Annotated in this window: 22 protein-coding genes; 16 read left to right on the forward strand and 6 right to left on the reverse strand. The window is 66.6% G+C overall.

Translation table 11 applies throughout. From position 1 onward, the window contains the following. Positions 1-49: 49 nt before the first annotated feature. The 7 genes from ArtHe_RS03710 to ArtHe_RS03740 all read left to right on the forward strand — a co-directional run bounded on the left by ArtHe_RS03710 (position 50) and on the right by ArtHe_RS03740 (position 5620). Positions 50-1150 carry a histidinol-phosphate transaminase gene (locus ArtHe_RS03710; RefSeq protein WP_248318824.1) on the forward strand — a complete coding sequence of 367 codons (1101 nt, stop codon included), beginning with the start codon at positions 50-52 and terminating at the stop codon, positions 1148-1150. Positions 1151-1236: 86 nt separating this feature from the next. Then, positions 1237-1854, forward strand: coding sequence for an imidazoleglycerol-phosphate dehydratase HisB (hisB, locus tag ArtHe_RS03715; RefSeq protein WP_248318825.1), 618 nt, complete (start codon positions 1237-1239; stop codon positions 1852-1854). Further along, positions 1851-2489, forward strand: coding sequence for an imidazole glycerol phosphate synthase subunit HisH (hisH, locus tag ArtHe_RS03720; RefSeq protein WP_248318826.1), 639 nt, complete (start codon positions 1851-1853; stop codon positions 2487-2489). The genes hisB and hisH overlap by 4 nt, the downstream gene beginning before the upstream one ends. A gap of 3 nt (positions 2490-2492) precedes the next feature. Beyond that, positions 2493-2648 carry a hypothetical protein gene (locus tag ArtHe_RS03725; RefSeq protein ID WP_169795760.1) on the forward strand — a complete coding sequence of 52 codons (156 nt, stop codon included), beginning with the start codon at positions 2493-2495 and terminating at the stop codon, positions 2646-2648. A gap of 23 nt (positions 2649-2671) precedes the next feature. Continuing rightward, positions 2672-3421: a bifunctional 1-(5-phosphoribosyl)-5-((5-phosphoribosylamino)methylideneamino)imidazole-4-carboxamide isomerase/phosphoribosylanthranilate isomerase PriA gene (gene priA, locus ArtHe_RS03730; protein WP_066302897.1), complete on the forward strand. Its 750-nt coding sequence runs from the start codon at positions 2672-2674 to the stop codon at positions 3419-3421. 5 nt (positions 3422-3426) lie between these two features. Continuing rightward, a complete protein-coding gene (locus ArtHe_RS03735; RefSeq protein WP_248318827.1) occupies positions 3427-4275 on the forward strand; it encodes an SseB family protein in 849 nt (282 codons plus the stop codon). A 28-nt stretch (positions 4276-4303) separates the two neighbouring features. Then, positions 4304-5620, forward strand: coding sequence for an MFS transporter (locus ArtHe_RS03740; RefSeq protein WP_248318828.1), 1317 nt, complete (start codon positions 4304-4306; stop codon positions 5618-5620). A 67-nt stretch (positions 5621-5687) separates the two neighbouring features. On the opposite strand, the gene ArtHe_RS03745 is transcribed toward ArtHe_RS03740, so the two are convergent. After that, complete coding sequence (locus ArtHe_RS03745) at positions 5688-6113, reverse strand: DUF1844 domain-containing protein (RefSeq protein ID WP_248318829.1); 426 nt, start codon at positions 6111-6113, stop codon at positions 5688-5690. 363 nt (positions 6114-6476) lie between these two features. Between ArtHe_RS03745 and infC the strand changes: the two genes are divergently transcribed. The 5 genes from infC to ArtHe_RS03770 all read left to right on the forward strand — a co-directional run bounded on the left by infC (position 6477) and on the right by ArtHe_RS03770 (position 10547). Next, positions 6477-7496 (forward strand): translation initiation factor IF-3, encoded by a 1020-nt coding sequence (gene infC, locus ArtHe_RS03750; protein WP_255220903.1) that lies wholly within the window; start codon positions 6477-6479, stop codon positions 7494-7496. 115 nt (positions 7497-7611) lie between these two features. Then, complete coding sequence (gene rpmI / locus ArtHe_RS03755; RefSeq protein ID WP_055240480.1) at positions 7612-7806, forward strand: 50S ribosomal protein L35; 195 nt, start codon at positions 7612-7614, stop codon at positions 7804-7806. Between the two features lie 124 nt (positions 7807-7930). Next, entirely contained in the window at positions 7931-8602 is a 672-nt protein-coding gene (gene rplT / locus ArtHe_RS03760; RefSeq protein ID WP_066302904.1) for a 50S ribosomal protein L20, read from the forward strand. 51 nt (positions 8603-8653) lie between these two features. After that, positions 8654-9523, forward strand: coding sequence for an RNA methyltransferase (locus tag ArtHe_RS03765; protein WP_248318830.1), 870 nt, complete (start codon positions 8654-8656; stop codon positions 9521-9523). Between the two features lie 52 nt (positions 9524-9575). Further along, complete coding sequence (locus ArtHe_RS03770; RefSeq protein WP_066302907.1) at positions 9576-10547, forward strand: cation diffusion facilitator family transporter; 972 nt, start codon at positions 9576-9578, stop codon at positions 10545-10547. Here the strand turns inward: ArtHe_RS03770 and ArtHe_RS03775 are convergent. Continuing rightward, positions 10444-11703: an MFS transporter gene (locus ArtHe_RS03775; RefSeq protein ID WP_248318831.1), complete on the reverse strand. Its 1260-nt coding sequence runs from the start codon at positions 11701-11703 to the stop codon at positions 10444-10446. The two genes, ArtHe_RS03770 and ArtHe_RS03775, sit on opposite strands and share 104 nt — an antisense overlap. A gap of 222 nt (positions 11704-11925) precedes the next feature. On the opposite strand from ArtHe_RS03775, the gene ArtHe_RS03780 reads away from it, so the two are divergent. Then, positions 11926-12375 (forward strand): (deoxy)nucleoside triphosphate pyrophosphohydrolase, encoded by a 450-nt coding sequence (locus ArtHe_RS03780; protein WP_248319660.1) that lies wholly within the window; start codon positions 11926-11928, stop codon positions 12373-12375. Between the two features lie 42 nt (positions 12376-12417). Here the strand turns inward: ArtHe_RS03780 and ArtHe_RS03785 are convergent, their stop codons facing one another. Both ArtHe_RS03785 and ArtHe_RS03790 read right to left on the reverse strand, forming a co-directional pair. Beyond that, the gene (locus ArtHe_RS03785; protein ID WP_248318832.1) at positions 12418-13485 is read right to left on the reverse strand and encodes an Rv2578c family radical SAM protein; all 1068 of its coding nucleotides are present in this window, start codon (positions 13483-13485) and stop codon (positions 12418-12420) included. Positions 13486-13554: 69 nt separating this feature from the next. Beyond that, positions 13555-14061 (reverse strand): hypothetical protein, encoded by a 507-nt coding sequence (locus ArtHe_RS03790; protein WP_248318833.1) that lies wholly within the window; start codon positions 14059-14061, stop codon positions 13555-13557. A 177-nt stretch (positions 14062-14238) separates the two neighbouring features. Here ArtHe_RS03790 and pheS point away from each other — a divergent pair, with 177 nt between their 5' ends. From pheS to ArtHe_RS03805, 3 genes are all read left to right on the forward strand, one after another. Further along, positions 14239-15315, forward strand: coding sequence for a phenylalanine--tRNA ligase subunit alpha (pheS, locus tag ArtHe_RS03795; RefSeq protein ID WP_248318834.1), 1077 nt, complete (start codon positions 14239-14241; stop codon positions 15313-15315). Further along, complete coding sequence (pheT, locus tag ArtHe_RS03800) at positions 15316-17859, forward strand: phenylalanine--tRNA ligase subunit beta (RefSeq protein WP_248318835.1); 2544 nt, start codon at positions 15316-15318, stop codon at positions 17857-17859. A 76-nt stretch (positions 17860-17935) separates the two neighbouring features. Beyond that, entirely contained in the window at positions 17936-18556 is a 621-nt protein-coding gene (locus ArtHe_RS03805; protein ID WP_248318836.1) for an HAD family phosphatase, read from the forward strand. On the opposite strand, the gene ArtHe_RS03810 is transcribed toward ArtHe_RS03805, so the two are convergent. Both ArtHe_RS03810 and ArtHe_RS03815 read right to left on the reverse strand, forming a co-directional pair. Beyond that, on the reverse strand, positions 18553-18885 hold the full coding sequence (locus ArtHe_RS03810; RefSeq protein WP_248318837.1) for a TfoX/Sxy family protein: 333 nt from the start codon (positions 18883-18885) through the stop codon (positions 18553-18555). The two genes, ArtHe_RS03805 and ArtHe_RS03810, sit on opposite strands and share 4 nt — an antisense overlap. A 224-nt stretch (positions 18886-19109) precedes the next feature. Beyond that, entirely contained in the window at positions 19110-20075 is a 966-nt protein-coding gene (locus ArtHe_RS03815; RefSeq protein WP_248318838.1) for a quinone oxidoreductase, read from the reverse strand. Position 20076: the final 1 nt, after the last annotated feature.

Consider the following 20076-nt stretch of genomic DNA (forward strand, 5'->3'; position numbering starts at 1 on the left):
CTTGAGCCGCGGATTCTGTGCGGAGGAGGGTGCGGCTTAAGCTGGACAGGTGACTGAACAGCTGGAAAAACTCAACCGACTTCCCCTGCGTGACGATCTCCGGGGGCTCACTCCCTACGGTGCGCCGCAGCTGGAAGTGCCCATCCTGCTGAACGTCAACGAAAACACCCATGGACTGCCCCAGGAAGTGCAGGAGGCAATCACCGCCTCTGTGCAGCAGGCAGTGCCCGGGCTCAACCGGTACCCGGACCGGGAATTCACCGAACTCCGGGAACGGCTCGCCGCCTACCTTGGGCACGGGCTGGGTATCGAAAACATCTGGGCCGGCAACGGCTCCAATGAGGTTCTGCAGCAGGTGCTGCAGGCTTTCGGCGGGCCCGGCCGGACTGCCATGAGCTTCCCGCCCACCTACTCGATGTACCCGCTGCTTTCCAGCGGAACAGGCACCCGTTACCTCACCGGCGAACGCGCGGCGGACTTCACCCTGACCGCGGACTCCGCGGCTGCACAGGTACGGGCCGCAGCTCCGAACATCGTGTTCCTCTGCACGCCGAACAACCCCACGGGAACTGCCCTCGGACTGGACGTCGTGGAGGCCGTCTACGAAGCAGGTGCCGCATCGAACGCCGTCGTGATCGTGGATGAGGCCTACGCTGAGTTCTCCCACGCTGGCACTCCGAGTGCCCTGGAACTGCTCCCGGGCAGGGAGCGGCTGATCGTATCCCGGACCATGAGCAAGGCATTTGCGCTGGCCGGTGCCCGTCTCGGGTACCTCGCCGCCGCCCCAGAGATTGCTGATGCCCTGCGCCTTGTCCGGCTGCCCTACCACTTGTCCGCGGTCACCCAGGCCACCGCCAACGCCGCCCTGGCCCACGCCGGCGCGCTCCTGGCCAACGTCGAGGACATCAAGGCCCAGCGCGACCGCATCGTCACCGAACTGACGGCATTGGGCCTGCAGCCGGCACCCTCGGATGCCAACTTCGTCTTCTTCGGCGGCCTTGAGGATCCCGCCCGGATCTGGCAGGGACTGCTTGATGCGGGCGTGCTGATCCGCGATGTCGGCATTCCCGGGCATCTGCGGGTCACTGCGGGAACCGAGGCCGAGACCACGGCGTTCCTCACCAGCCTCCGGGCGCTGCTCGCATCCTAGTGCCGGAGCCCGCTCCCGCTTCGGACCCGGCCGTCTGCAAACACTAGACTGGTACCAGAGACCCCCTTCTTTCAAAGGAACCTTCAATGACCGTGGAAACCGCCATCGGACGCACCGCCCGCCTCGAGCGGACCACCAGCGAATCGTCCGTGCTCGTGGAACTGGACCTGGACGGCACCGGCCGTTCAGACATCAGCACTTCGGTGCCGTTCTACGACCACATGCTGACCGCACTGGCCAAGCACTCCCTGGTTGACCTCACGGTCAAGGCCACCGGCGATACCCACATCGACGCGCACCACACCGTGGAGGACGTGGCCATCAGCATCGGTGAAGCGCTGAAGACCGCACTGGGCAACAAGGCAGGCATCCGCCGCTTCGGAGAAGCCACCGTGCCGCTCGATGAAGCCCTGGCCAACGCCGTCGTCGACATTTCCGGCCGACCGTACCTGGTGCACTCGGGCGAGCCGGCCGGCCAGGAATACCACCTGATCGGCGGGCACTTCACCGGGTCGCTGACCCGCCACGTCTTTGAGGCGATCACCCTGCACGCCCAGATCTGCCTGCACATGACAGTTCTCGGCGGCAGGGATCCGCACCACATTGTAGAGGCGCAGTTCAAGGCCTTTGCCCGCGCACTCCGTGCCGCCGTCGAGCCGGATCCCCGCGTTGAGGGAATCCCGTCCACCAAGGGTGCGCTTTGAGTAGTCGCCGCGTTACTGTCCTGGACTACGGATCAGGCAACATCCACTCGGCCGTCCGCGCGCTGGAACGGGTCGGCGCCGACGTAACCCTGAGCTCCAAGTCAGCGGACGTGCTGAACGCCGACGGGCTCCTGGTGCCGGGTGTGGGAGCCTTTGCCGCGGTGATGCAGGGACTCAAGGATGTTGACGCTCTGCGGATGATCGGACGCCGGGTGGCCGGCGGAAGGCCGGTCCTGGGGATCTGCGTGGGCCTGCAGGTCCTCTTCGAAGAAGGCGTCGAGCACGGCGTGCGGACCGAGGGCATGGGCGAGTGGCCCGGCGTTGTGGAGCGCCTGGCCGCCGAGGTGGTGCCGCACATGGGCTGGAACACCGTCGAGCCACCGGCCGGCTCGAGCCTGTTCAAGGGCATAGAGGACGAACGGTTCTACTTTGTGCATAGCTACGGCGTGCAGAAATGGGACTTCGACGTCACCCAGCCGGCCATGAATCCGCCCCAGGTGACCTGGGCCAACCACGGCGGTCCGTTCGTCGCAGCCGTGGAAAATGGTCCGCTGAGCGCCACTCAGTTCCACCCGGAAAAGTCCGGCGATGCAGGCGCTGCCCTGCTCGAAAACTGGCTCAAGGGACTGGGGTAGGCCATGTGGAGCGTAATTCTTATGGGTGTAGCCGGCCTGTTGGCCGGCGGAGCCATCTCCTTCCGCAGGCAGGGCCTGCCCAGGTTTATCAGCATCAGCTTCTGGGTCCTGGCGGGCATGTCCCTGCTAGGCGCCTACCTACTCACCTACGGCCTCTGAGCCGGAATCACTGAAAGCAGAACATGACGCTCACAGAAACCCCCATCCTTGAACTCCTGCCCGCAGTGGACGTGGCCGACGGCCAGGCCGTCCGCCTGGTCCAGGGGGAAGCCGGCAGCGAGACCAGCTACGGCGACCCGCTGGACGCGGCCATGGCGTGGCAGAACGACGGCGCCGAGTGGGTGCACCTGGTGGACCTGGACGCAGCCTTCGGCCGGGGCAGCAACCTTCCGCTGCTCAAGCGGGTAGTCAAGGCACTGGATATCAAAGTGGAGCTTTCCGGCGGTATCCGCGACGACGCCTCCCTGGAAAAGGCCCTCGAACTCGGTGCCCGCCGCGTGAACCTGGGAACTGCTGCCCTGGAGAACCCGGAATGGACAGCCAGCGCCATCGCCCGCTACGGCGATGCCATCGCCGTCGGACTGGATGTCCGCGGCACCACGCTCGCGGCGCGCGGCTGGACCAAGGAAGGCGGAGACCTCTGGGAGGTCCTCGCCCGCCTCGAAGAGGCCGGCTGCCCCCGCTATGTCGTCACCGACGTCACCAAGGACGGAACGCTCCGCGGACCGAACATCGAGCTGCTCCGCGAGGTGCTCTCCCGCACCGACCGCCCGGTTGTTGCCTCCGGCGGGATCTCCAGCCTTGACGACCTCGCAGCGCTGCGCGAACTGGTTCCGCTTGGCCTGGAAGGCACCATCGTCGGGAAGGCGCTGTACGCCGGCGCGTTTACGCTGCCCCAGGCACTCGACGTCGCAGGTCACCCGGAACGCTGACAGCCATGGCCAAACGTGAACTGCCCGGGCATATCGCCGCCGCACTGGCTGGTGCCGGGGGAGCCACCGACTCCGCCGGCCAGCCGTGGGCCGGCCGCAGCTTGGAAGGGGACGGCAACCCGCTGCACCGCTTCGACCAGGATGACGGGAAGCCCGACGCCGGGTACACCGCCGCCATTGAGGCTCTGGCCGCGGGCACGGGAACCGAAGCCGAGGTTGTTGCATCCCTGGCAGCGGCCCGGGTCTACGTCGCCATCATCGCGACGCTAGGCGAGGAAGCCGAATCAGAGCACGGACTGACTGCCGACAAGGAAGCGGACCTGGCCCTGGTGACCCTCACCGCCCCGGACGGACGGAAAGCGCTGCCGGTGTTTTCCTCCGTGGACTCCCTCTCCCGCTGGCATCCCCAGGCACGGCCGGTGGCGGTCTACGCTCCGCGGGCTGCCCTCTCGGCGGTGGCTGAAGAGGCACAGCTGCTGGTGATCGACCCCGGCAGCGACGTGACTTTCGTGGTGCGCCGTCCGGCTACCTGGGCCCTGGCCCAGCAGCGGGAGTGGGTGCCGTCCTATGCGGACGATTCCCTGGCCGCAATTGTCTCGGACGCGGCCGCACAGCAGCCGGCTGTCCGGCAAATCCAGCTCTCGGCCGCGGGTGGCGTTTCTTCCCGGACGGCAGGCGGTACGCTGGTTTCCGGCGGAGGTGCCGGGCCGGAGCTGCGGGTCACGCTCCAGCTGGCACCAGGCCTTGACCCGGAGGGCGTACAGTCCATCGCGGCGGCCCTGCAGCGCAGCCTGGCCGCCCACCCCGAATTTGTTGAGCGCGTGGATTCACTGGAACTGAAGATCACGCGCTGAGAGGCCCGCGGGCCAGAAGAGAAGTGCAGTGAATTTTCGTCTCTACCGGGACCTGCTGACGATCGTCCCAGTCCGCCGGGTGCTCCTGGTTGGAATGCTTGCCCGTTTTCCGCATGCTGCAGCCGGTGTGCTGCTGACACTGCACGTGGTGCTCACCCTGGACAAGGGCTACGCGGCAGCCGGCGCAGTGGCCGCTGTGGTCACTATCGGCATCGCCGTCGGCGCACCGTGGCGCGGCCGCCGGGTGGACAACGTGGGGCTGCGCAAGGCGCTGATTCCGTCCGTCATTTCCGAGGCCGTCATCTGGTCCATCGCACCGCACGTCAGCTATGAGTGGCTTCTGGTGCTGGCCCTGGTCGGTGGCCTCTTTACCCTGCCGGTCTTCAGCGTGGTCCGCCAGTCGCTGGGTGTCCTGGCCACGGGGGAGAAGCGCCGCACGGCGTTCACCCTGGACTCCATTGCTACGGAAATCGTGTTTATGGGAGGCCCCGCCGTGGGCGCCATCCTGGCCACCTCCATCTCCAGTGCGGTCGGCCTGACCCTGGTGGGAATTTCGACGGCGGCTGCCGGACTGTTCCTGATGTGGTTCAACCCACCCACCCGTTCCGTTTCAGACGGCACTGTCCCGCCGGACGACGTGGAGGCGGCGACCGCCGCCGTCGTCACCGGTGCCCCGGCACACGTGCGTGAGCCGGCCGCTGAACTGGCCCAGGCGGCAGGAGCAGCCGCAGACGCCGCTGACCCAGCGAACGCCGGGGGGCTCCTGCGCCGGATTGCGGCCGGATTCTCGTGGATGACCGTCAGCGTCGCCGTCGTCTTCGTAGTCGCGGCCGGCGCCGGGCTGCTGCTGGCCAGCACCGACGTCGGGATCGTTGCCCTGGTCGAATCTTCCGGAGACCCGGGCAAACTGGGCATCGTTTTTGCCGTCTGGTGCGCTGCCTCGCTGGTGGGCGGTCTGCTTTACGGTGCGATGACCCGGCGGATCTCACCGATGCTGCTGCTGCTGGCCATGGCTGTGCTGACCCTGCCCATGTCCCTCGCCACGGACACGCTCAGCCTGGCACTGCTGTCCATCCCGGGCGGCCTGCTCTGCGCTCCGGTGCTTTCGGCGGCCTCGGAACGGGTCGCTGACCTCGTATCCGAGGAACGGCGGGGCGAAGCCATGGGCTGGTACGGTTCCGCGCTCACCACCGGAACGGCCATCGGAGCCCCGCTGGCCGGAGCAGCAATCGACACCATCGGCCCGTGGTCCGGCTTCGTCTTCGCGGGAGCCGCTGCAGCGATGATGGCGCTCCTCACCCTGGGTACCCGTGCCGTGGTTATCCGCCGGCGCATAACGGTCTAACAAAAGCCATCCAGCGCAGCAAAAAGCCCGAAGAGTCTGCACTCTTCGGGCTTTTTGCTGCTGGGAACTAGTTGACCGGACCGGTGAACTTCTCGCCCGGGCCCTGGCCCGGCGCGTCCGGCACCAAGGAGGCCTCGCGGAACGCAAGCTGCAGGGACCGGAGGCCGTCGCGCAACGGACCCGCATGCTGGCTGCCGATTTCGGGTGCGGCTGCGGTGACGAACCCGGCAAGCGCAGTAATCAGCTTGCGGGCCTCGTCCAGGTCCTTCAGCTCCTCGGCGTCGGAGCCCTCAGCCAGGCCGCACTTTACGGCGGCGGCACTCATCAGGTGGACGGCAGCAGTAGTGATGACCTCGACGGCGGCAACTTCTGCGATGTCGCGCACCTGGGAGGAAACCTGGGGTGCTTCAGCGTGGGAATGGCCTTCTTCGGAAGTTCCGGGGAAGGAGTGGCGGGCAGAATCGCCAGCCGGATTGCTCTGTGGGGTACTCATACTGGTAAGCTTGTCACAGACCGACCGGTTGACGTTACTTTTGGCAGCTCACCGCCATGATGAAGAATCAGTGGAAACACTGCAGTGGGCTGCTTTCCTGAGTACACAGCCGGTATGCAAGCGGAGACTCTCCCACCCGCGTCAACCTGATTAATCCAGCTTAGTGCCGGATCAGAGTTGCCGGGTTCAGGTCGGCCCTTTCCGGGCACCATCTTCGGATGATGCTCTGCGGAAAGTGCGCTGTTCAACGGCGCCGGCTGACCCCTCGAGGCCTTCGATTGCGCTTGCAATTGGAGGCCTTCTTCATTTGCAGGCGGTAGCCGTTTTGAATCAAACAGGAGCTGCAACATTAGCGAGCCAAGAATCAATGATCGGATCCGTGTCCCTGAGGTGCGGTTGGTAGGACCGGCTGGGGAACAGGTAGGTGTGGTCCGGATCGAGGACGCCCTGCGTCTGGCAGCGGAGTCCGACCTGGATCTTGTTGAGGTAGCACCGCAGGCCAAGCCGCCGGTGTGCAAACTAATGGACTTCGGCAAGTACAAGTACGAAGCCGCAGTCAAGGCCCGTGAGGCACGCAAGAACCAGACCAACACGGTCCTCAAGGAAATCCGTTTCCGACTGAAGATCGACACCCACGACTACGAGACCAAGCGCGGGCATGCCCTCCGCTTCCTCGGCGCGGGTGACAAGGTCAAGGCCATGATCCAGTTCCGCGGACGTGAACAGCAGCGCCCCGAAATGGGTATCCGCCTGCTGCAGAAGTTCGCAGAGGATGTCTCCGAGGTGGGTGTTGTTGAATCCAGCCCCCGCATCGACGGACGCAACATGGTGATGGTGATCGGCCCGGTCAAGAACAAGGCCGAAGCCAAGGCCGAAGCCCGCCGCGCCTCCCAGCGCGCCGAGTCCAAGGCAGCCAACGAAGCCGCCAAGCACGGGGACGCGCCGGCACGGGTTGATACCAGTGCCGACAAGGCCCCGATGACGCAGAGCCTGGCAGACCTCCTGCCGGACGGCCTGCGTCTTGGCTCCTCCGCTGCAGAGGCCGACCAGGCCCGCGCAGAGAAGGAAAAGGCTGAGAAGGAGCAGGCAGCCCAGGCTGCGAAGGCCGCAGCGGACAAGGCAGCAGCCGACGCCCGCCGTGCTGAGGAAGCCGCCAAGGCTGCTGCAGCAAAGCCGGCCCAGGCCGCTAAGCCTGCTGCCCGCACGGCTCCTGCCGAAGCCAAGCCCGCGGAAGCGCCGAAGCCGACAGCAATGCCGAAGCCGACGGCCAAGCCGGCCGCGCCGAAGCCTGCTGCCCGGCCCAAGCCGGCCGCAGCACCCAAGCCTGCTGGCAAGGCACCCGCTCCGGGTGCCGGCCAGAAGAAGCCTGGCACTGCGGAGTAGGCCAAGCGCAGCACCGCTAGAACGCCCAGGCGTCCCTAGGAAACCCTGACACCTTTTACAGGTGCCCATATCCCCGCGGGCTTGTCCCGCGGAAATCAAAAGGAGATCGGTAGTCATGCCGAAGATGAAGACCCACAGTGGCGCCAAGAAGCGCTTCAAGCTGACCGGTACCGGCAAGCTCAAGCGCCAGCAGGCCAACCGCCGCCACTACCTGGAGCACAAGTCCTCCCGCCTGACCCGCCGTCTCGCCGGTGACAAGATTGTCACCCCGGGCGAGGCGAAGGTCATCAAGAAGATGCTCGGCAAGTAGCCGATCCTTCCATCGGGCGGTCCGCCAAAGGACTGTTCCACCAACCATCTAGTTTTCCCGTGGCCTCCTGCAGGCCACCGCACAGTGAAGAAGTGCGCGGGACATATTTCTAAGGAGTACGCACGTGGCACGTGTGAAGCGGGCGATTAACGCCCATAAGAAGCGTCGGGTAATCCTCGAGCGCGCCAAGGGCTACCGCGGACAGCGTTCGCGCCTGGTCCGCAAGGCCAAAGAGCAGCTGCTGCACTCGTACGTGTACAGCTACGGTGACCGCCGCAAGCGCAAGGGTGACTTCCGCCGCCTCTGGATCCAGCGCATCAACGCTGCATCCCGCGCCAACGGCCTCACCTACAACCGTCTGATCCAGGGTCTGAAGGCTGCCGAGATCGAGGTTGACCGCCGTATGCTCGCCGAGCTGGCCGTGAACGACGCCAACGCGTTCGCCACCCTGGTTCAGGTTGCCAAGGATGCCCTCCCGTCCGACACCTCCGCGCCGGCCGCTGCCGCGGCTCCGGTTGCCAAGAAGGCTCCGGCCAAGGCTGCTAAGGCTGCTCCGGCTGCGAAGGCTGCCCCGGCCGCCACCGCCACCGTTGCAGACGGCGGTTTCAAGGCTTCCGAGGGCGAAGCTCCCGAGGGCTTTGTTATCAAGGGTGCCGCGACCGGCAAGTACCACGTTCCGGGTTCCACCTGGTACGAGCAGACTGAAGCCGAGTACTGGTTCAACTCCGTGGAAGCAGCCAAGGCTGCCGGCCTGGAGCCTGCTGGCGGCGAAGCCCGCCAGAAGTTCCAGGGCTAAGTTCGGTATCTGCTGAACATGTTTGACGCCGGACGCTCCCCAGCGCCGCTGATGTCCAATCCCCGAGCTGATCGGGTGAAGGAAGCAGCGAAGCTGGCGGGGCGTCCGGCGCGTTTAAAGACCGGCCGGTTCCTCGCTGAAGGACCGCAGGCCGTACGGGAAGCCCTTGTTGCGCACCGTAACGCCGCCGGCTCAGGCCGTAACGGCGTCGTGCTTGAAGTCTTCGCGACTGCTGCCTGCCTGGAGCGCCTGCCGGAACTGGCTGAACTTAGCCAGGGACTGCCGCTGCGGCTCGCCACTGACGAAGTCCTGGCCGCCATGGCCGATACCGTCTCGCCGCAGGGAATCGTGGCTGTCTGCCGGATCGAGTCCCCGGCGCTCAGCGACGTCCTGGCGCTCCGCCCGAAGCTGCTTGCCGTGATGTGCGAGGTGCGCGATCCGGGGAATGCGGGGACCATCCTGCGCGCCGCGGACTCGGCTGGCGCTGACGCTGTGATCCTGACGGCCTCCAGCGTTGACATCCATAATCCCAAGGCCGTCCGGTCCACCGCCGGCTCACTTTTCCACCTTCCGGTTGTCTCCGGCGTGGAGTTCGCTGAACTTGCCGGTGCACTGCAGGACGCCGGCATCACGATCCTCGCCGCTGACGGGTATGGCGACCAGGACCTGGACAAGCTGCAGGACGCCTCGGCGCTCCGCCGGCTGGCCCCGGACGCTGATGTCGCGGATGGAGCTGGTCCCCGCCTGGAGAATCCGACCGCCTGGCTCTTCGGCAACGAAGCCCAGGGACTCTCCCAGGACGAACTCGATGCCGCAGGCCACCGGGTTGCCGTCCCCGTCTACGGACAGGCTGAGAGCCTTAACGTCGGCACCGCCGCAACCGTGTGCCTCTACGCCTCCGCCCGCGCCCAAAACGGCTAAAGTAGGCAGGGTTCCCGTGGGGAGCATGACTTCAGGCGTGTAGGGAGGCTGTATGGCTGCCAGCGGCGGGACGAAGGCTGTAGTAGCAGCGCTGATCGCGAACCTGGTTATCGCGGCCCTCAAATTCCTGGCGTTCTTCCTGACCCGTTCGTCCTCGATGCTGGCGGAAGCAATCCACTCAGTAGCCGACTCGGGAAACCAGATCCTGCTGCTGATCGGAGGGAAACGGGCACGCCGCCAAGCCAGCCCCGAGCATCCGTTCGGGTATGGGCGGGAACGCTACATCTACGCGTTTATCGTTTCGATCGTGCTCTTCAGCGTGGGCGGCTTGTTCGCCCTGTACGAGGCATACTCCAAGTGGCAGGACCCGCATCCCATCGAAGGATTCTGGTGGTGGGTACCCCTGGCCGTCCTCGCCGGGGCGGTCATCGCTGAATCGTTCTCCTTCCGCACCGCCATCCGGGAATCCAACCACGTCCGCGGAACCCAGGGCTGGGTGCAGTTTGTCCGCACCGCGAAGGCCCCGGAACTGCCCGTGATCCTGCTGGAGGATTTTGGTGCCCTGCTCGGGCTGGTTTTCGCGCTCTTCGGGGTGGGCATGACCCTGATCACCGGCAACGGCATCTGGGACGCCCTGGGCACAGCGATGATCGGTGTCCTGCTCGTGGCTATCGCTGCGGTCCTGGCGCTTGAAACCAAGTCGCTGCTGCTCGGAGAATCAGCCGCGGCGCCGATGGTCCGGCAGATCGAGTCCGCCATCACCGAAGACGGAACCCGCATCATCCACCTCAAGACCCTGCACCTGGGCCCGGACGAGCTCCTCGTAGCAGCGAAGATCTCCGTCAGCGAGGGCGAAACCGGAGAGCAGATTGCCCGGGCGATCAACGCCGCAGAAGCCCGGATCCGCTCCGCCGCCATGCCTACAAGGACTGTGATTTATCTGGAACCGGATCTGTACCGTCCGCGGGCTGAAGGGGACCTTCCAGGCCCAGCCTCGTCCGACGGCGGTCCAGCGCCCCGCTGAGCAGTGCGATGCCCAGGCCCAGCAAGGCCAGGACAGCACCCACGACGGCAGGGGACCGGAACCCCCAGCCCCAGGCGATGACCAGGCCGCCCACCATGGCGCCCAGGGCATTGGCGACGTTCAGGGCCGCATGGTTCAGTGAGGAAGCCAGTGACGGTGCTCCCGGGGAGACGTCCAGCAGACGGGTCTGCAGGGCCGGGGTCAGTGCGGAACCCACGGCACCAACCAGGAAAACCAGGATGATGGCGCCGGCCTTGTACTGCACCGCCCAGGCATAAACCGCCAGGATCACGGCGGTGCCGGCCAGCACCGCGTAAATGCTCCCCATCACGGACCGGTCAGCGATCCTGCCGCCGACCACGTTGCCGACCACCTGTCCCACCCCGTACAGGCCCACGATCAGCGGCAGCACCGAGAGCGGGAGGCCTGCCACCTCGGTCATGGTGGGTGAGATGTAGGTGTAAACGGCGAAGAAGCCGCCAAAGCCAACAGTGCCGACCAGCAGCGCCAGCCACACCTGTATCCGGCGCAGGGCGCTGAGCTCGCGCCGGATGCTGGCATCGGGATGGGCCGCTTGGAACGGCACGAACCGGGCAACCAGGGCCACGCTGACCAGGGCTATCGCCCCGACGAGCACGAACATCCAGCGCCAGCCTGCCTGCTGGCCCAGCCAGGTCGCAAAAGGAACACCGATCACATTGGCGACGCTCAGGCCCAGCATCACCATGGAGATGGCCCAGCCGCGCCGGGTAGGTGCCACCAGGGACGCGGCAATCACGGCAGCCACTCCGAAGAAGGCGCCGTGCGGAAGCCCGGAGAGGAACCGGGTGACCAGCAGCCAGCCGTAGTCCGGGGCGATGAATGAGGAGAGGTTGGCAACGGCAAAGAAGGCCATCAGTCCCAGGGCCAGCCGCTTGCGCGGCATCTTGGCGCCGAGGGCCGCCAGCAGCGGAGCCCCGACCACAACGCCGAGGGCGTAGGCGGAAATGACGTGCCCGCCCGCAGGAACGGAGATACCAAGGTCGGTCACCATTTCCTGCAGCAGGCCCATGATGGCGAACTCCGTGGTGCCAATGGCGAAGCCGCCGGCGGCCAGGGCAGTGATGGCCAGGCCGGCATGACGGGTTTTGGAAGCCGGGGTGCTCGGTGAAGGCATGGGGTGTGGTGCTTTCGGATCAGCGGTGAGCCGCGGAGCCGTGGAGACACGGACGCGCATGGATGGCCAAGCTGCATGGGGAGAGAGGCTGCCGGTATTCCGCGCCGGAAAAACCAACGGAAAACCCGCAGCGACAACTCTGCTGCGAGAAACCGGGCCGGGGACGGCTTTAAACCATCGCCGTCCAGTGTAGTGCAGCGGGGACCGTAGACTCGAGCTGTGTTGAATCCAGAGTTGAAGCAGGTGGTCGGCGCCGCGATCGTTGACGACCTTCGCAGTCCACGCAGCCTTCTGGCCGCCCGGCGGTCAGCACCCGAGCAGTATGCCGGAATGTGGGAGTTTCCCGGCGGAAAGGTGGAGCCCAACGAAACGTGTGAAGCCGCACTGCACCGCGAACTGGCCGAAGAGCTGGGAGTTGAGGTGTCCCTGGGCGCCGAGATTGCCGGGCCCCTGGCGCAGGGCTGGCCGCTGAACCAGGCCGCCGCCATGCGCGTCTGGCTGGTCCAGCTCAGTGCCGGCGAGCCGCAGCCGCTTGAGGATCACGACGAACTGCGCTGGGTCCGGCTCGACTCGCCCGACCTCGCGCAGCTGCCCTGGATTCCCGCGGATCTGCCAATTGTCTCGGCCATGCTGCAGGCCGCCGGTGTGCGGAATCCTGCCCTCAGGGGCTGAGCCAGTCCCAAGCCGAGCGGTCAACGGGCTGCGTGAACGGGTTTAGAACAAGGTGCCGGCTGTAGCCGGAACGGGCGGCAGCCCGGACCGAGCAGGCAGCGGCGCCGGAACTGCGGGCGGATGCCCGGGCCCCTGCCCAGCGGCCCGGGTGGCGAGGAACCGGTTGGCGCCGTCGAATCCATGACGGGCTTTGAAAAACCGGATGCGTCCGGCGAGCCAGGTGCGGTACTCCTTGGAGGCATAGGAACCGCCGGCGTAGAGCGCATCGTACTTTGCGCCCAGCTGCGGATAGTCCCGGGCCAGCCATTGCCGGTACCACTCCCGCGCGCCGGGGCGGAGGTGCAGCGCGCCGGCTGTCACTGAGGATGCTCCAGCGGCGGCCAGGGCGGAGAAGAGCGCGTCCAAAGACTCGTCGCCGTCGGTCAGCCACGGGAGGATGGGCATGGCCATCACGTTGCACTCCATGCCGGCGTCCCGGATCCGGCTGATCAGTTCCAGGCGGGCCCTGGGCGACGGTGTTCCCGGCTCTACACGGGAGGCAAGGTCCGGGTCCAGCAGGGCCAGCGAGATGCCCATGCTGATCGGAATCTGCGCCGCGGCTTCGGTCAAGAGGGGAAGGTCCCGTGCCAGCAGGGTGCCCTTGGTGAGGATGGAGAACGGTGTGCCGCTGTCCGCCAGGGCACGGATGATCCCGGGCATGAGCTTGTAGCGCCCCTCGGCACGCTGGTAGGGATCGGTGTTGGTGCCCATTGCCACGTGCTCGCGGTTCCAGGACGGCCTGGCCAGCTCCCGGCGCAGCACCTCGCCGGTGTTGGTCTTCACGACCAGCTGGCTGTCGAAATCGGCCCCGGAATCCAGGTCCAGATAACTGTGAGTTTTACGGGCAAAGCAGTACACACAGGCATGGCTGCAGCCGCGGTACGGATTCACGGTCCACCCAAAGGGCATGGAGGAGGACTTGGGTACCTTGTTCAGTACGGATTTCGCCAGGACTTCGTGGAAGGTCACGCCGGCGAAGGCCGGGGTCTGAACTGATCTGACCAGCCCCTGCAGGGGAAGCAGCGCATCTGCTGCGGGTGCGGCCTTGGGTTCCTGCTGCTGCCACCTCATCCAACCATTAGAACATATGTTCGAATAACTGTCAGTGGTGCGGTGCCGTGCTCCCGCGCCCATGGGAGTTCATGAGCCGGGATCGGAGGAACGGCTGGGAACGCCGGGCGCCGCGCCGGGGCGCCGGTAGCCGCCGTCGTCGAGCCCGGCCAGGATTTCAAAGAGGTTCGACGACGCCGGATCGCCGGAGCGCAGCACGGAAATGCCCGCGGCGGCGAAGTACAGCGGCAGGAAGGCCAGGCCCAGCAGGGCGTATTGGGTGCAGTGCCGGGCCTCGTGCCGCAGCAGGGGAGAGGCAGCCCCTGCCGGGGAAGGGTCGAATGCAGCGGAAACCCGCGGCCGGTAGATAACCACGTTGCCCAGGGTGAAAGCGGCGGCATGCGGGAGCCGGTGTTTCCAGCCACCGGCGAGCAGGACCCCATCCGGGCCGCGCCGCGGCCGCACTCCGCCAATCCGCGCCACGATGATCCCCGCCGCCGTCGTTCCGTTAACCAGATTCAGCGCGCGGCGCAGCCGGTGGCCGCCGGTCGCTCTGCCTGTGCCCGTGCCGGTGCTGGAGTCCTGCGCCAAAGTCATGGGCCAATGGTAGGGCGGGCTGAGCGCCTTCACACTGCCCGGCGGCCAGGTGTTCGTTGGTTAGACTGGTAGCCGCAGGCTTTTTCACTTCCCGCCTGCGGACCAGCGTTCCTTGAACAGCCACTGAACAGCCATCGAACAGCCATCAACACGGCCGGAAACAGGTAAGAACGGTACATGTCGAATTCCATACCGGGGATGGACTCCCCAGACACCGCGGCACCCAACCCGCTGGACGAGCCGGCGGTCGCGGCCGCCGTCGACGCAGCGCTCGCAGCCATCAGCTCCGCCGCCGACCTGGACGCCCTCAAGGACGTCCGCATCGCTGTCACCGGTGAGAAGTCGCCGCTGGCCCTGGCCAACCGGCAGATCGGCGGACTCCCCAAGGAGCAGAAGGCCGCGGCAGGCAAGGTCGTCGGCCCGGCCCGGGGACGGATCAACCAGGCGCTCGCCGCCCGTACCGTCGAGTTGGAGGCCGAGCGGGATGCCCGGATCCTCGTCGAGGAAGCCGTGGACGTCACTGCCGCCCCGCGCCGCCGCCGCATCGGCGGGCGCCACCCGCTTTCCACCCTGCAGGACCGCGTCAGCGACATTTTCGTGGGCATGGGCTGGGAAATCGCCGAAGGCCCCGAGGTTGAATCCGAGTGGTTCAACTTCGATGCCCTGAACTTCAAGCCGGACCACCCGGCCCGCGAAATGCAGGACACCTTCTTCGTGGAGCCGCCGGAAGCGCACCTGCTCATGCGCACTCACACCTCACCGGTGCAGGTCCGCTCCATGCTCGAACGCGACCTGCCGATCTACGTGCTCTGCCCGGGCAAGGTGTTCCGCACCGATGAGCTCGACGCGACGCACACCCCCGTGTTCCACCAGTTCGAAGGCCTGGCCATCGACAAGGGCCTGACCATGGCAGACCTGGTCGGCACCTTGGAGCACTTCACCCAGGTGCTCTTCGGCGACGAGGCGAAGGTCCGCCTGCGCCCGAACTTCTTCCCCTTCACCGAGCCCAGCGCTGAGCTGGACATCTGGCACCCCGGCGCCAAGGGCGGCCCGCGCTGGATCGAGTGGGGCGGCTGCGGCATGGTCAACCCCAACGTGCTGCGCGCAGCGGGCATCGACCCCGAGGTCTATTCAGGTTTTGCCTTTGGCATGGGCATCGAGCGTGCCCTGATGTTCCGCAACGAGGTTACGGATATGCGGGACATGATTGAAGGCGACGTACGTTTCAGCGAACACTTCGGGATGGAGATCTAAGTGAGAATCCCACTTTCCTGGCTGCGCGAGTATGCCCAGGTTCCGGCGGACGCAACCGCCGAAGACGTTATGGCAGAACTGGTGAAGGTTGGCCTCGAGGAGGAGGACGTCCACCGTCCCACCGACGAGCTGCAGGGCCCGATCGTTGTTGGCCAGGTGCTCTCCAAGGAGCCGGAGCCGCAGAAGAACGGCAAAACCATCAACTGGTGCACCGTCCGCGTGGTGCCCGAAGGTGCCGAGCAGACGCTGACCGGCGACGGGATCGATCCGTCCGGGATCCAGGGCATCGTCTGCGGTGCGCACAACTTCGAGGTCGGGGACAAGGTGGTTGTCACCCTGCCCGGCGCCGTGCTGCCCGGGGACTTCCGCATCAGCCCGCGCAAGACCTACGGCCACGTCTCGGCGGGCATGATCGCCTCCGTGCGTGAACTGGGTATCGGCGAAGACCACGACGGCATCCTGGTGCTCTCCACCCTGGGCCTTGATCCCGAAATCGGCACCGACGCGATGGAACTGCTCGGTCTCTACGACCAGGCAGCCGAAATCAACGTCACCCCGGACCGCGGCTACGTCTTCTCGATCCGGGGTGCTGCCCGCGAATACGCGCACGCCACGGGCACCAAGTTCACCGACCCCGCCGCCACGGTGGAGGTTCCGGAAGCCGACGGCGCCGGATACCCGGTGCGCCTGGCCGACGAAGCTCCGATCTACGGCAAGCCCGGCTGCGACCGATTTGTCGCCCGCACCGTCCGCGGCGTCGATCCCACCCGCCCAACGCCGCCGTGGATGGCTGCGCGGCTGCGCCTGGCCGGCATGCGGTCCATCTCGCTGATCGTGGACATCTCCAACTACGTGATGCTCGAACTGGGCCAGCCGCTCCACTTCTACGACCTGGACAAGCTCACCGGCGAGATCACGGTCCGCCGTGCCGCCCCGGGCGAGACCATCAAGACCCTGGATGACAAGGTCCGCACCCTCGATCCCGAGGACCTGCTGATCACCGACGAATCCGGTGCCATCGGCATCGCCGGCGTGATGGGCGGGGCCAGCACCGAGGCCTCTGACACCACTCGGAACGTCCTGGTCGAGGCCGCGCACTTCGACGACGTCAGCATCGGCCGTTCGCGGCGCCGGCATAAGCTGCCCTCCGAAGCGTCCAAGCGCTTCGAGCGCGGCGTGGACTGGTACGTTGCCGACGTCGCCGCGCAGCGCGCCGTCGACCTGCTGGTGGAACTGGCCGGCGGCACTGCCGACGAATCCATCACCGACGCCGGAACCGCGCCCGAACCGCGGAGTATTTTCCTGCCCGCCGGTTTCCCGGCGCAGCTGATCGGCTATGACTTCACCGAAGAGCAGATCACCGGCACCCTGGCCGACCTGGGCGCGGACGTGGAGAAGGCCGACGGCGGTTACCGGGTTTCGCCCCCGAGCTGGCGGCCGGACCTGGAAACCCGGGAAGACCTCACCGAGGAAATCATCCGGCTGGTGGGCTACGACCAGATTCCGTCCACGCTGCCGGTGGCGCCGCCCGGACGCGGCCTGACCCGCATCCAGCAGCAGCGCCGCCGCCTGCTGCAGTCACTGGCGGCCTCCGGTCTCACCGAAGTGCTGTCCTACCCGTTCGTGACGGAAGAGGACAACAACACCTTCGGCACGCCGGTTGCCGGTGAGCAGCGTCCGGCCCTGAAGCTGGCGAACCCGCTCAGCGCCGAGTTCGGCTACCTGCGCACCTCGGTGCTGCCGGGCCTGTTCGACGTCGCCAAGCGCAACCTCTCACGCGGCTTCCGGGACCTGGCACTGTTCGAGTCCGCGGCGGTTTTCCTGCCCGGCGAACAGACCGGCACCGAGTCGATTCCGCCGCTGGGCATCAAACCCTCAGAAGAGGTCCTGGATGCGCTGTACAACGGGATTCCGGATCAGCCGCTGCACATCGGCGCGCTCTTCACCGGCCACGAATCGCCGGCCGGCGCCGGCCATACCCCGCGCACGTGGGACTGGGCCGACGCCGTCGACACCGCCCGCCTCATGGGTGACGTGCTGGGCGTTGAACTCGTGATCAGCCAGGGCGAACACCAGGCCTTCCACCCGGGACGCACCGCGAAGATCTCGCTGCGCAGCGGAGAAGCCGTGGGTTACGCCGGTGAACTGCATCCGAAGCTGCTCGCCGCCCGGGACATGCCGGCCCGCACGGTGGCACTGGAGATCAACGCCGACGCGCTGTTCGATGCCGCACCGGACGTGATCGTTGCCCGGGAAATCTCGGCGTACCCGGCGACCACACAGGACGTGGCCCTGGTGGTGGCCGAGGAGATCCCGGCCGAAACCGTCCTGGAAACCCTGCGCGAAGGCGCCGGGGAACTGCTGGAAGACATCGCGCTGTTTGATGTGTACGCGGGCAAGGGCATCGACGAGGGGCACAAATCCCTCGCCTTCGCCCTGCGCTTCCGTGCCGCCGACCGCACGCTGACCGCTGACGAGGCCTCCGAGTCCCGTGCCGCCGCCGTTGCGCTGGCTGCCGAGCGGTTTGGCGCCGTGCAGCGGTAGGTTCGTTCGTTGACAAGCCGCAAGGCCCCACCGGACTTTCCGGCGGGGCCTTGCGCGTTTTGCTAGCTTGTAGCGGGTGAGTACTCATTCCCGCCCCGGCACCTGGTATCTCTTCGACTACGGCATGGTCATTTCTGCCGCGCCGCTGCCGGCGGACTGGGACGCGCTCCGGGAGGCCACCGGAATGGATCTGCAGCCCGCGTCGAGTTCCTATTGGGCCACCCGGCTGGAGTACGACGGCGGCTCGCTGGGTCCGGCGGAGTACTGGGCTTCGGTGCTCGGCCGTCGGGTCCGCGGGGATGAGCTGGCCCGGCTCGAAGAGCTGGACGCGCGGCAGTGGTCCCGGCTCAATCCCCGAACGCTGGAAGTCCTGGAGTTCCTGGCAGAGGAGGGCGCGCAGCTGGCGCTGCTTTCAAACATGCCCGCGGAGATGTCTTACCGGTACGAGTCGGATGCTTCCTGGCCGGCGTTCTTCGCCGCCCGCTATTTCAGCGGCAGGCTGCGCATGGTCAAACCGGACCCGCAGATCTACCGGCATGTCCTGAACGGCCTCGGAGCTGCGGCGGAAGACGTAGTCTTCATTGACGACAATTCTGCGAATATCGAAGCAGCCAGGGCGCTTGGCATGCGGGTGGTCCTGCATACGCGGGACACCGACCTAAGGCAGGAACTGGCCCAGCCCGCGGATCCGGCCTAACTGTCCCTGGACGTGCGGCCGACGGCGATCCACCAGTCCAGGGCCTCATCGTCCGCGATGATGTCCAGGGGGACGTTCATCCATCCTTCGCCCATCGGCCTGCCCGTACCCATGAAGGCTGGCTGTCCGCCGGCGGTGAGCAGGTCCCGGTATTCTGACGGGTCCACCCGCACCAGCAGGTCTCCGCCGCGGCCCGCCGAGACGGCCAGCTGGCCGTCCACCATAAAGGCCACTCCGCCGAACATGTTTTTCTCCCGGATGTCCGGGTGCGAGGCAAGGTTCTGCCGGATGCGTTCTGCCAGGGCATCTCGAGCCGGGTCCGTCTGCATGTGCTGCCACCTTCCCTCAGGAAACGTTGTCGACAGGATCCGTCTGATCCGTTTTCCGGCTCTCCACCAGCGACGAGGTGCTTATGCCCATGCCTACGAGCAGCTAACCGAGGGCTAACCAACCGTGTCCCGGAATCGCTCCGCTTTGTGACAATCGCTCCGCCGCGAACCGGAGCGATTGTCACAAAGCGGAGTCAAACCAGGAAGGCTGCTGCCTGCAACCCCTACGGAACCAGCAGCACCTTGCCCGTGGTCTTCCGGCCCTCCAGATCCGCCTGCGCCTGAGCGGCTTCCGCCAGGGGATAGGTCGCCCCGATCCGCACATCCAGGGTTCCCGCCTCTACCATTTCGAACAGCTCCCGCGCACGCCACTGGCGCTCTTCGGCGCTGAGCAGGTAATCCCTGATGGTCGGCCGGGTCAGGTACAGCGAGCCCAGGGCGTTCAGCCGCTGGATGTCGAACGGAGGCACCTGGCCCGACGCGCCGCCGAACAGCACCATCATTCCGCGCGGACGCAGGCTGGCCAGGGAGCCGTCGAACGTTGCCTTACCCACGCCGTCGAACACCACGTCCACGCCGCGCCCGTCGGTGAGTTCGCGCACCCGGTCCGCGAAGCCGTCGTAGCGCAGCACGTGGTCGGCGCCGGCGCCGCGCGCCAGCTCTTCCTTCTCATCGCTGGACACCGTGGTGATCACCGTGGCGCCCTTGGCCTTCAGCAGCTGGATCAGCAGCAGGCCGACGCCGCCGGCCCCGGCATGGGTGAGGACCGTTTCCCCGGACTGCACGGGGTAGGTCGAATTACACAGGTAGTGGGCTGTAATCCCCTGCAGCGGCAGAGCGGCCGCCACCTTGATATCCACGCCGCGCGGCACCGGCAGGGCCTTGTCCGCGTCCAGCAGCATGTACTCGGAGTAGGCACCGCCGCCCTCGGCGGTGGCCACGTGGTCCCCTTCGCGGAACGCAGCCACTTCCAGGCCCGCGGACACCACCGTTCCGGCAGCCTCCGAACCCGGGATGAAGGGGTAGTGCATCTTGTAGACCCCGCTGCGCTGGTAGGTGTCGATGAAGTTCACCCCGGCGGCGGCCACCTTGACGAGCAGCTCGTTCGGGCCGGGAACCGGCAGGTCCACATCTTCATAGCGCAGGACGCCGGGACCGCCGGCCTGGGGGACGACAATGGCTTTGTGCATG

The organism is Arthrobacter sp. Helios, from assembly GCF_023167125.1.
Lineage (GTDB): Bacteria > Actinomycetota > Actinomycetes > Actinomycetales > Micrococcaceae > Arthrobacter_B > Arthrobacter_B luteolus.

Excerpts from the sequence above, each read along its gene's own strand:
- ArtHe_RS03790 (WP_248318833.1), bottom strand. The coding sequence starts at position 14,061 with ATGACTTTGGCGCAGGACTCCAGCACCGGCACGGGCACAGGCAGAGCG.
- ArtHe_RS03810 (WP_248318837.1), bottom strand. The coding sequence starts at position 18,885 with ATGCAGACGGACCCGGCTCGAGATGCCCTGGCAGAACGCATCCGGCAG.
- ArtHe_RS03785 (WP_248318832.1), bottom strand. The coding sequence starts at position 13,485 with ATGAGGTGGCAGCAGCAGGAACCCAAGGCCGCACCCGCAGCAGATGCG.
- ArtHe_RS03775 (WP_248318831.1), bottom strand. The coding sequence starts at position 11,703 with ATGCCTTCACCGAGCACCCCGGCTTCCAAAACCCGTCATGCCGGCCTG.
- hisB (WP_248318825.1), top strand. The coding sequence starts at position 1,237 with ATGACCGTGGAAACCGCCATCGGACGCACCGCCCGCCTCGAGCGGACC.
- ArtHe_RS03735 (WP_248318827.1), top strand. The coding sequence starts at position 3,427 with ATGGCCAAACGTGAACTGCCCGGGCATATCGCCGCCGCACTGGCTGGT.
- rpmI (WP_055240480.1), top strand. The coding sequence starts at position 7,612 with ATGCCGAAGATGAAGACCCACAGTGGCGCCAAGAAGCGCTTCAAGCTG.
- ArtHe_RS03725 (WP_169795760.1), top strand. The coding sequence starts at position 2,493 with ATGTGGAGCGTAATTCTTATGGGTGTAGCCGGCCTGTTGGCCGGCGGA.
- ArtHe_RS03770 (WP_066302907.1), top strand. The coding sequence starts at position 9,576 with ATGGCTGCCAGCGGCGGGACGAAGGCTGTAGTAGCAGCGCTGATCGCG.
- ArtHe_RS03815 (WP_248318838.1), bottom strand. The coding sequence starts at position 20,075 with ATGCACAAAGCCATTGTCGTCCCCCAGGCCGGCGGTCCCGGCGTCCTG.
- pheS (WP_248318834.1), top strand. The coding sequence starts at position 14,239 with ATGTCGAATTCCATACCGGGGATGGACTCCCCAGACACCGCGGCACCC.
- priA (WP_066302897.1), top strand. The coding sequence starts at position 2,672 with ATGACGCTCACAGAAACCCCCATCCTTGAACTCCTGCCCGCAGTGGAC.
- ArtHe_RS03745 (WP_248318829.1), bottom strand. The coding sequence starts at position 6,113 with ATGAGTACCCCACAGAGCAATCCGGCTGGCGATTCTGCCCGCCACTCC.
- ArtHe_RS03765 (WP_248318830.1), top strand. The coding sequence starts at position 8,654 with ATGTCCAATCCCCGAGCTGATCGGGTGAAGGAAGCAGCGAAGCTGGCG.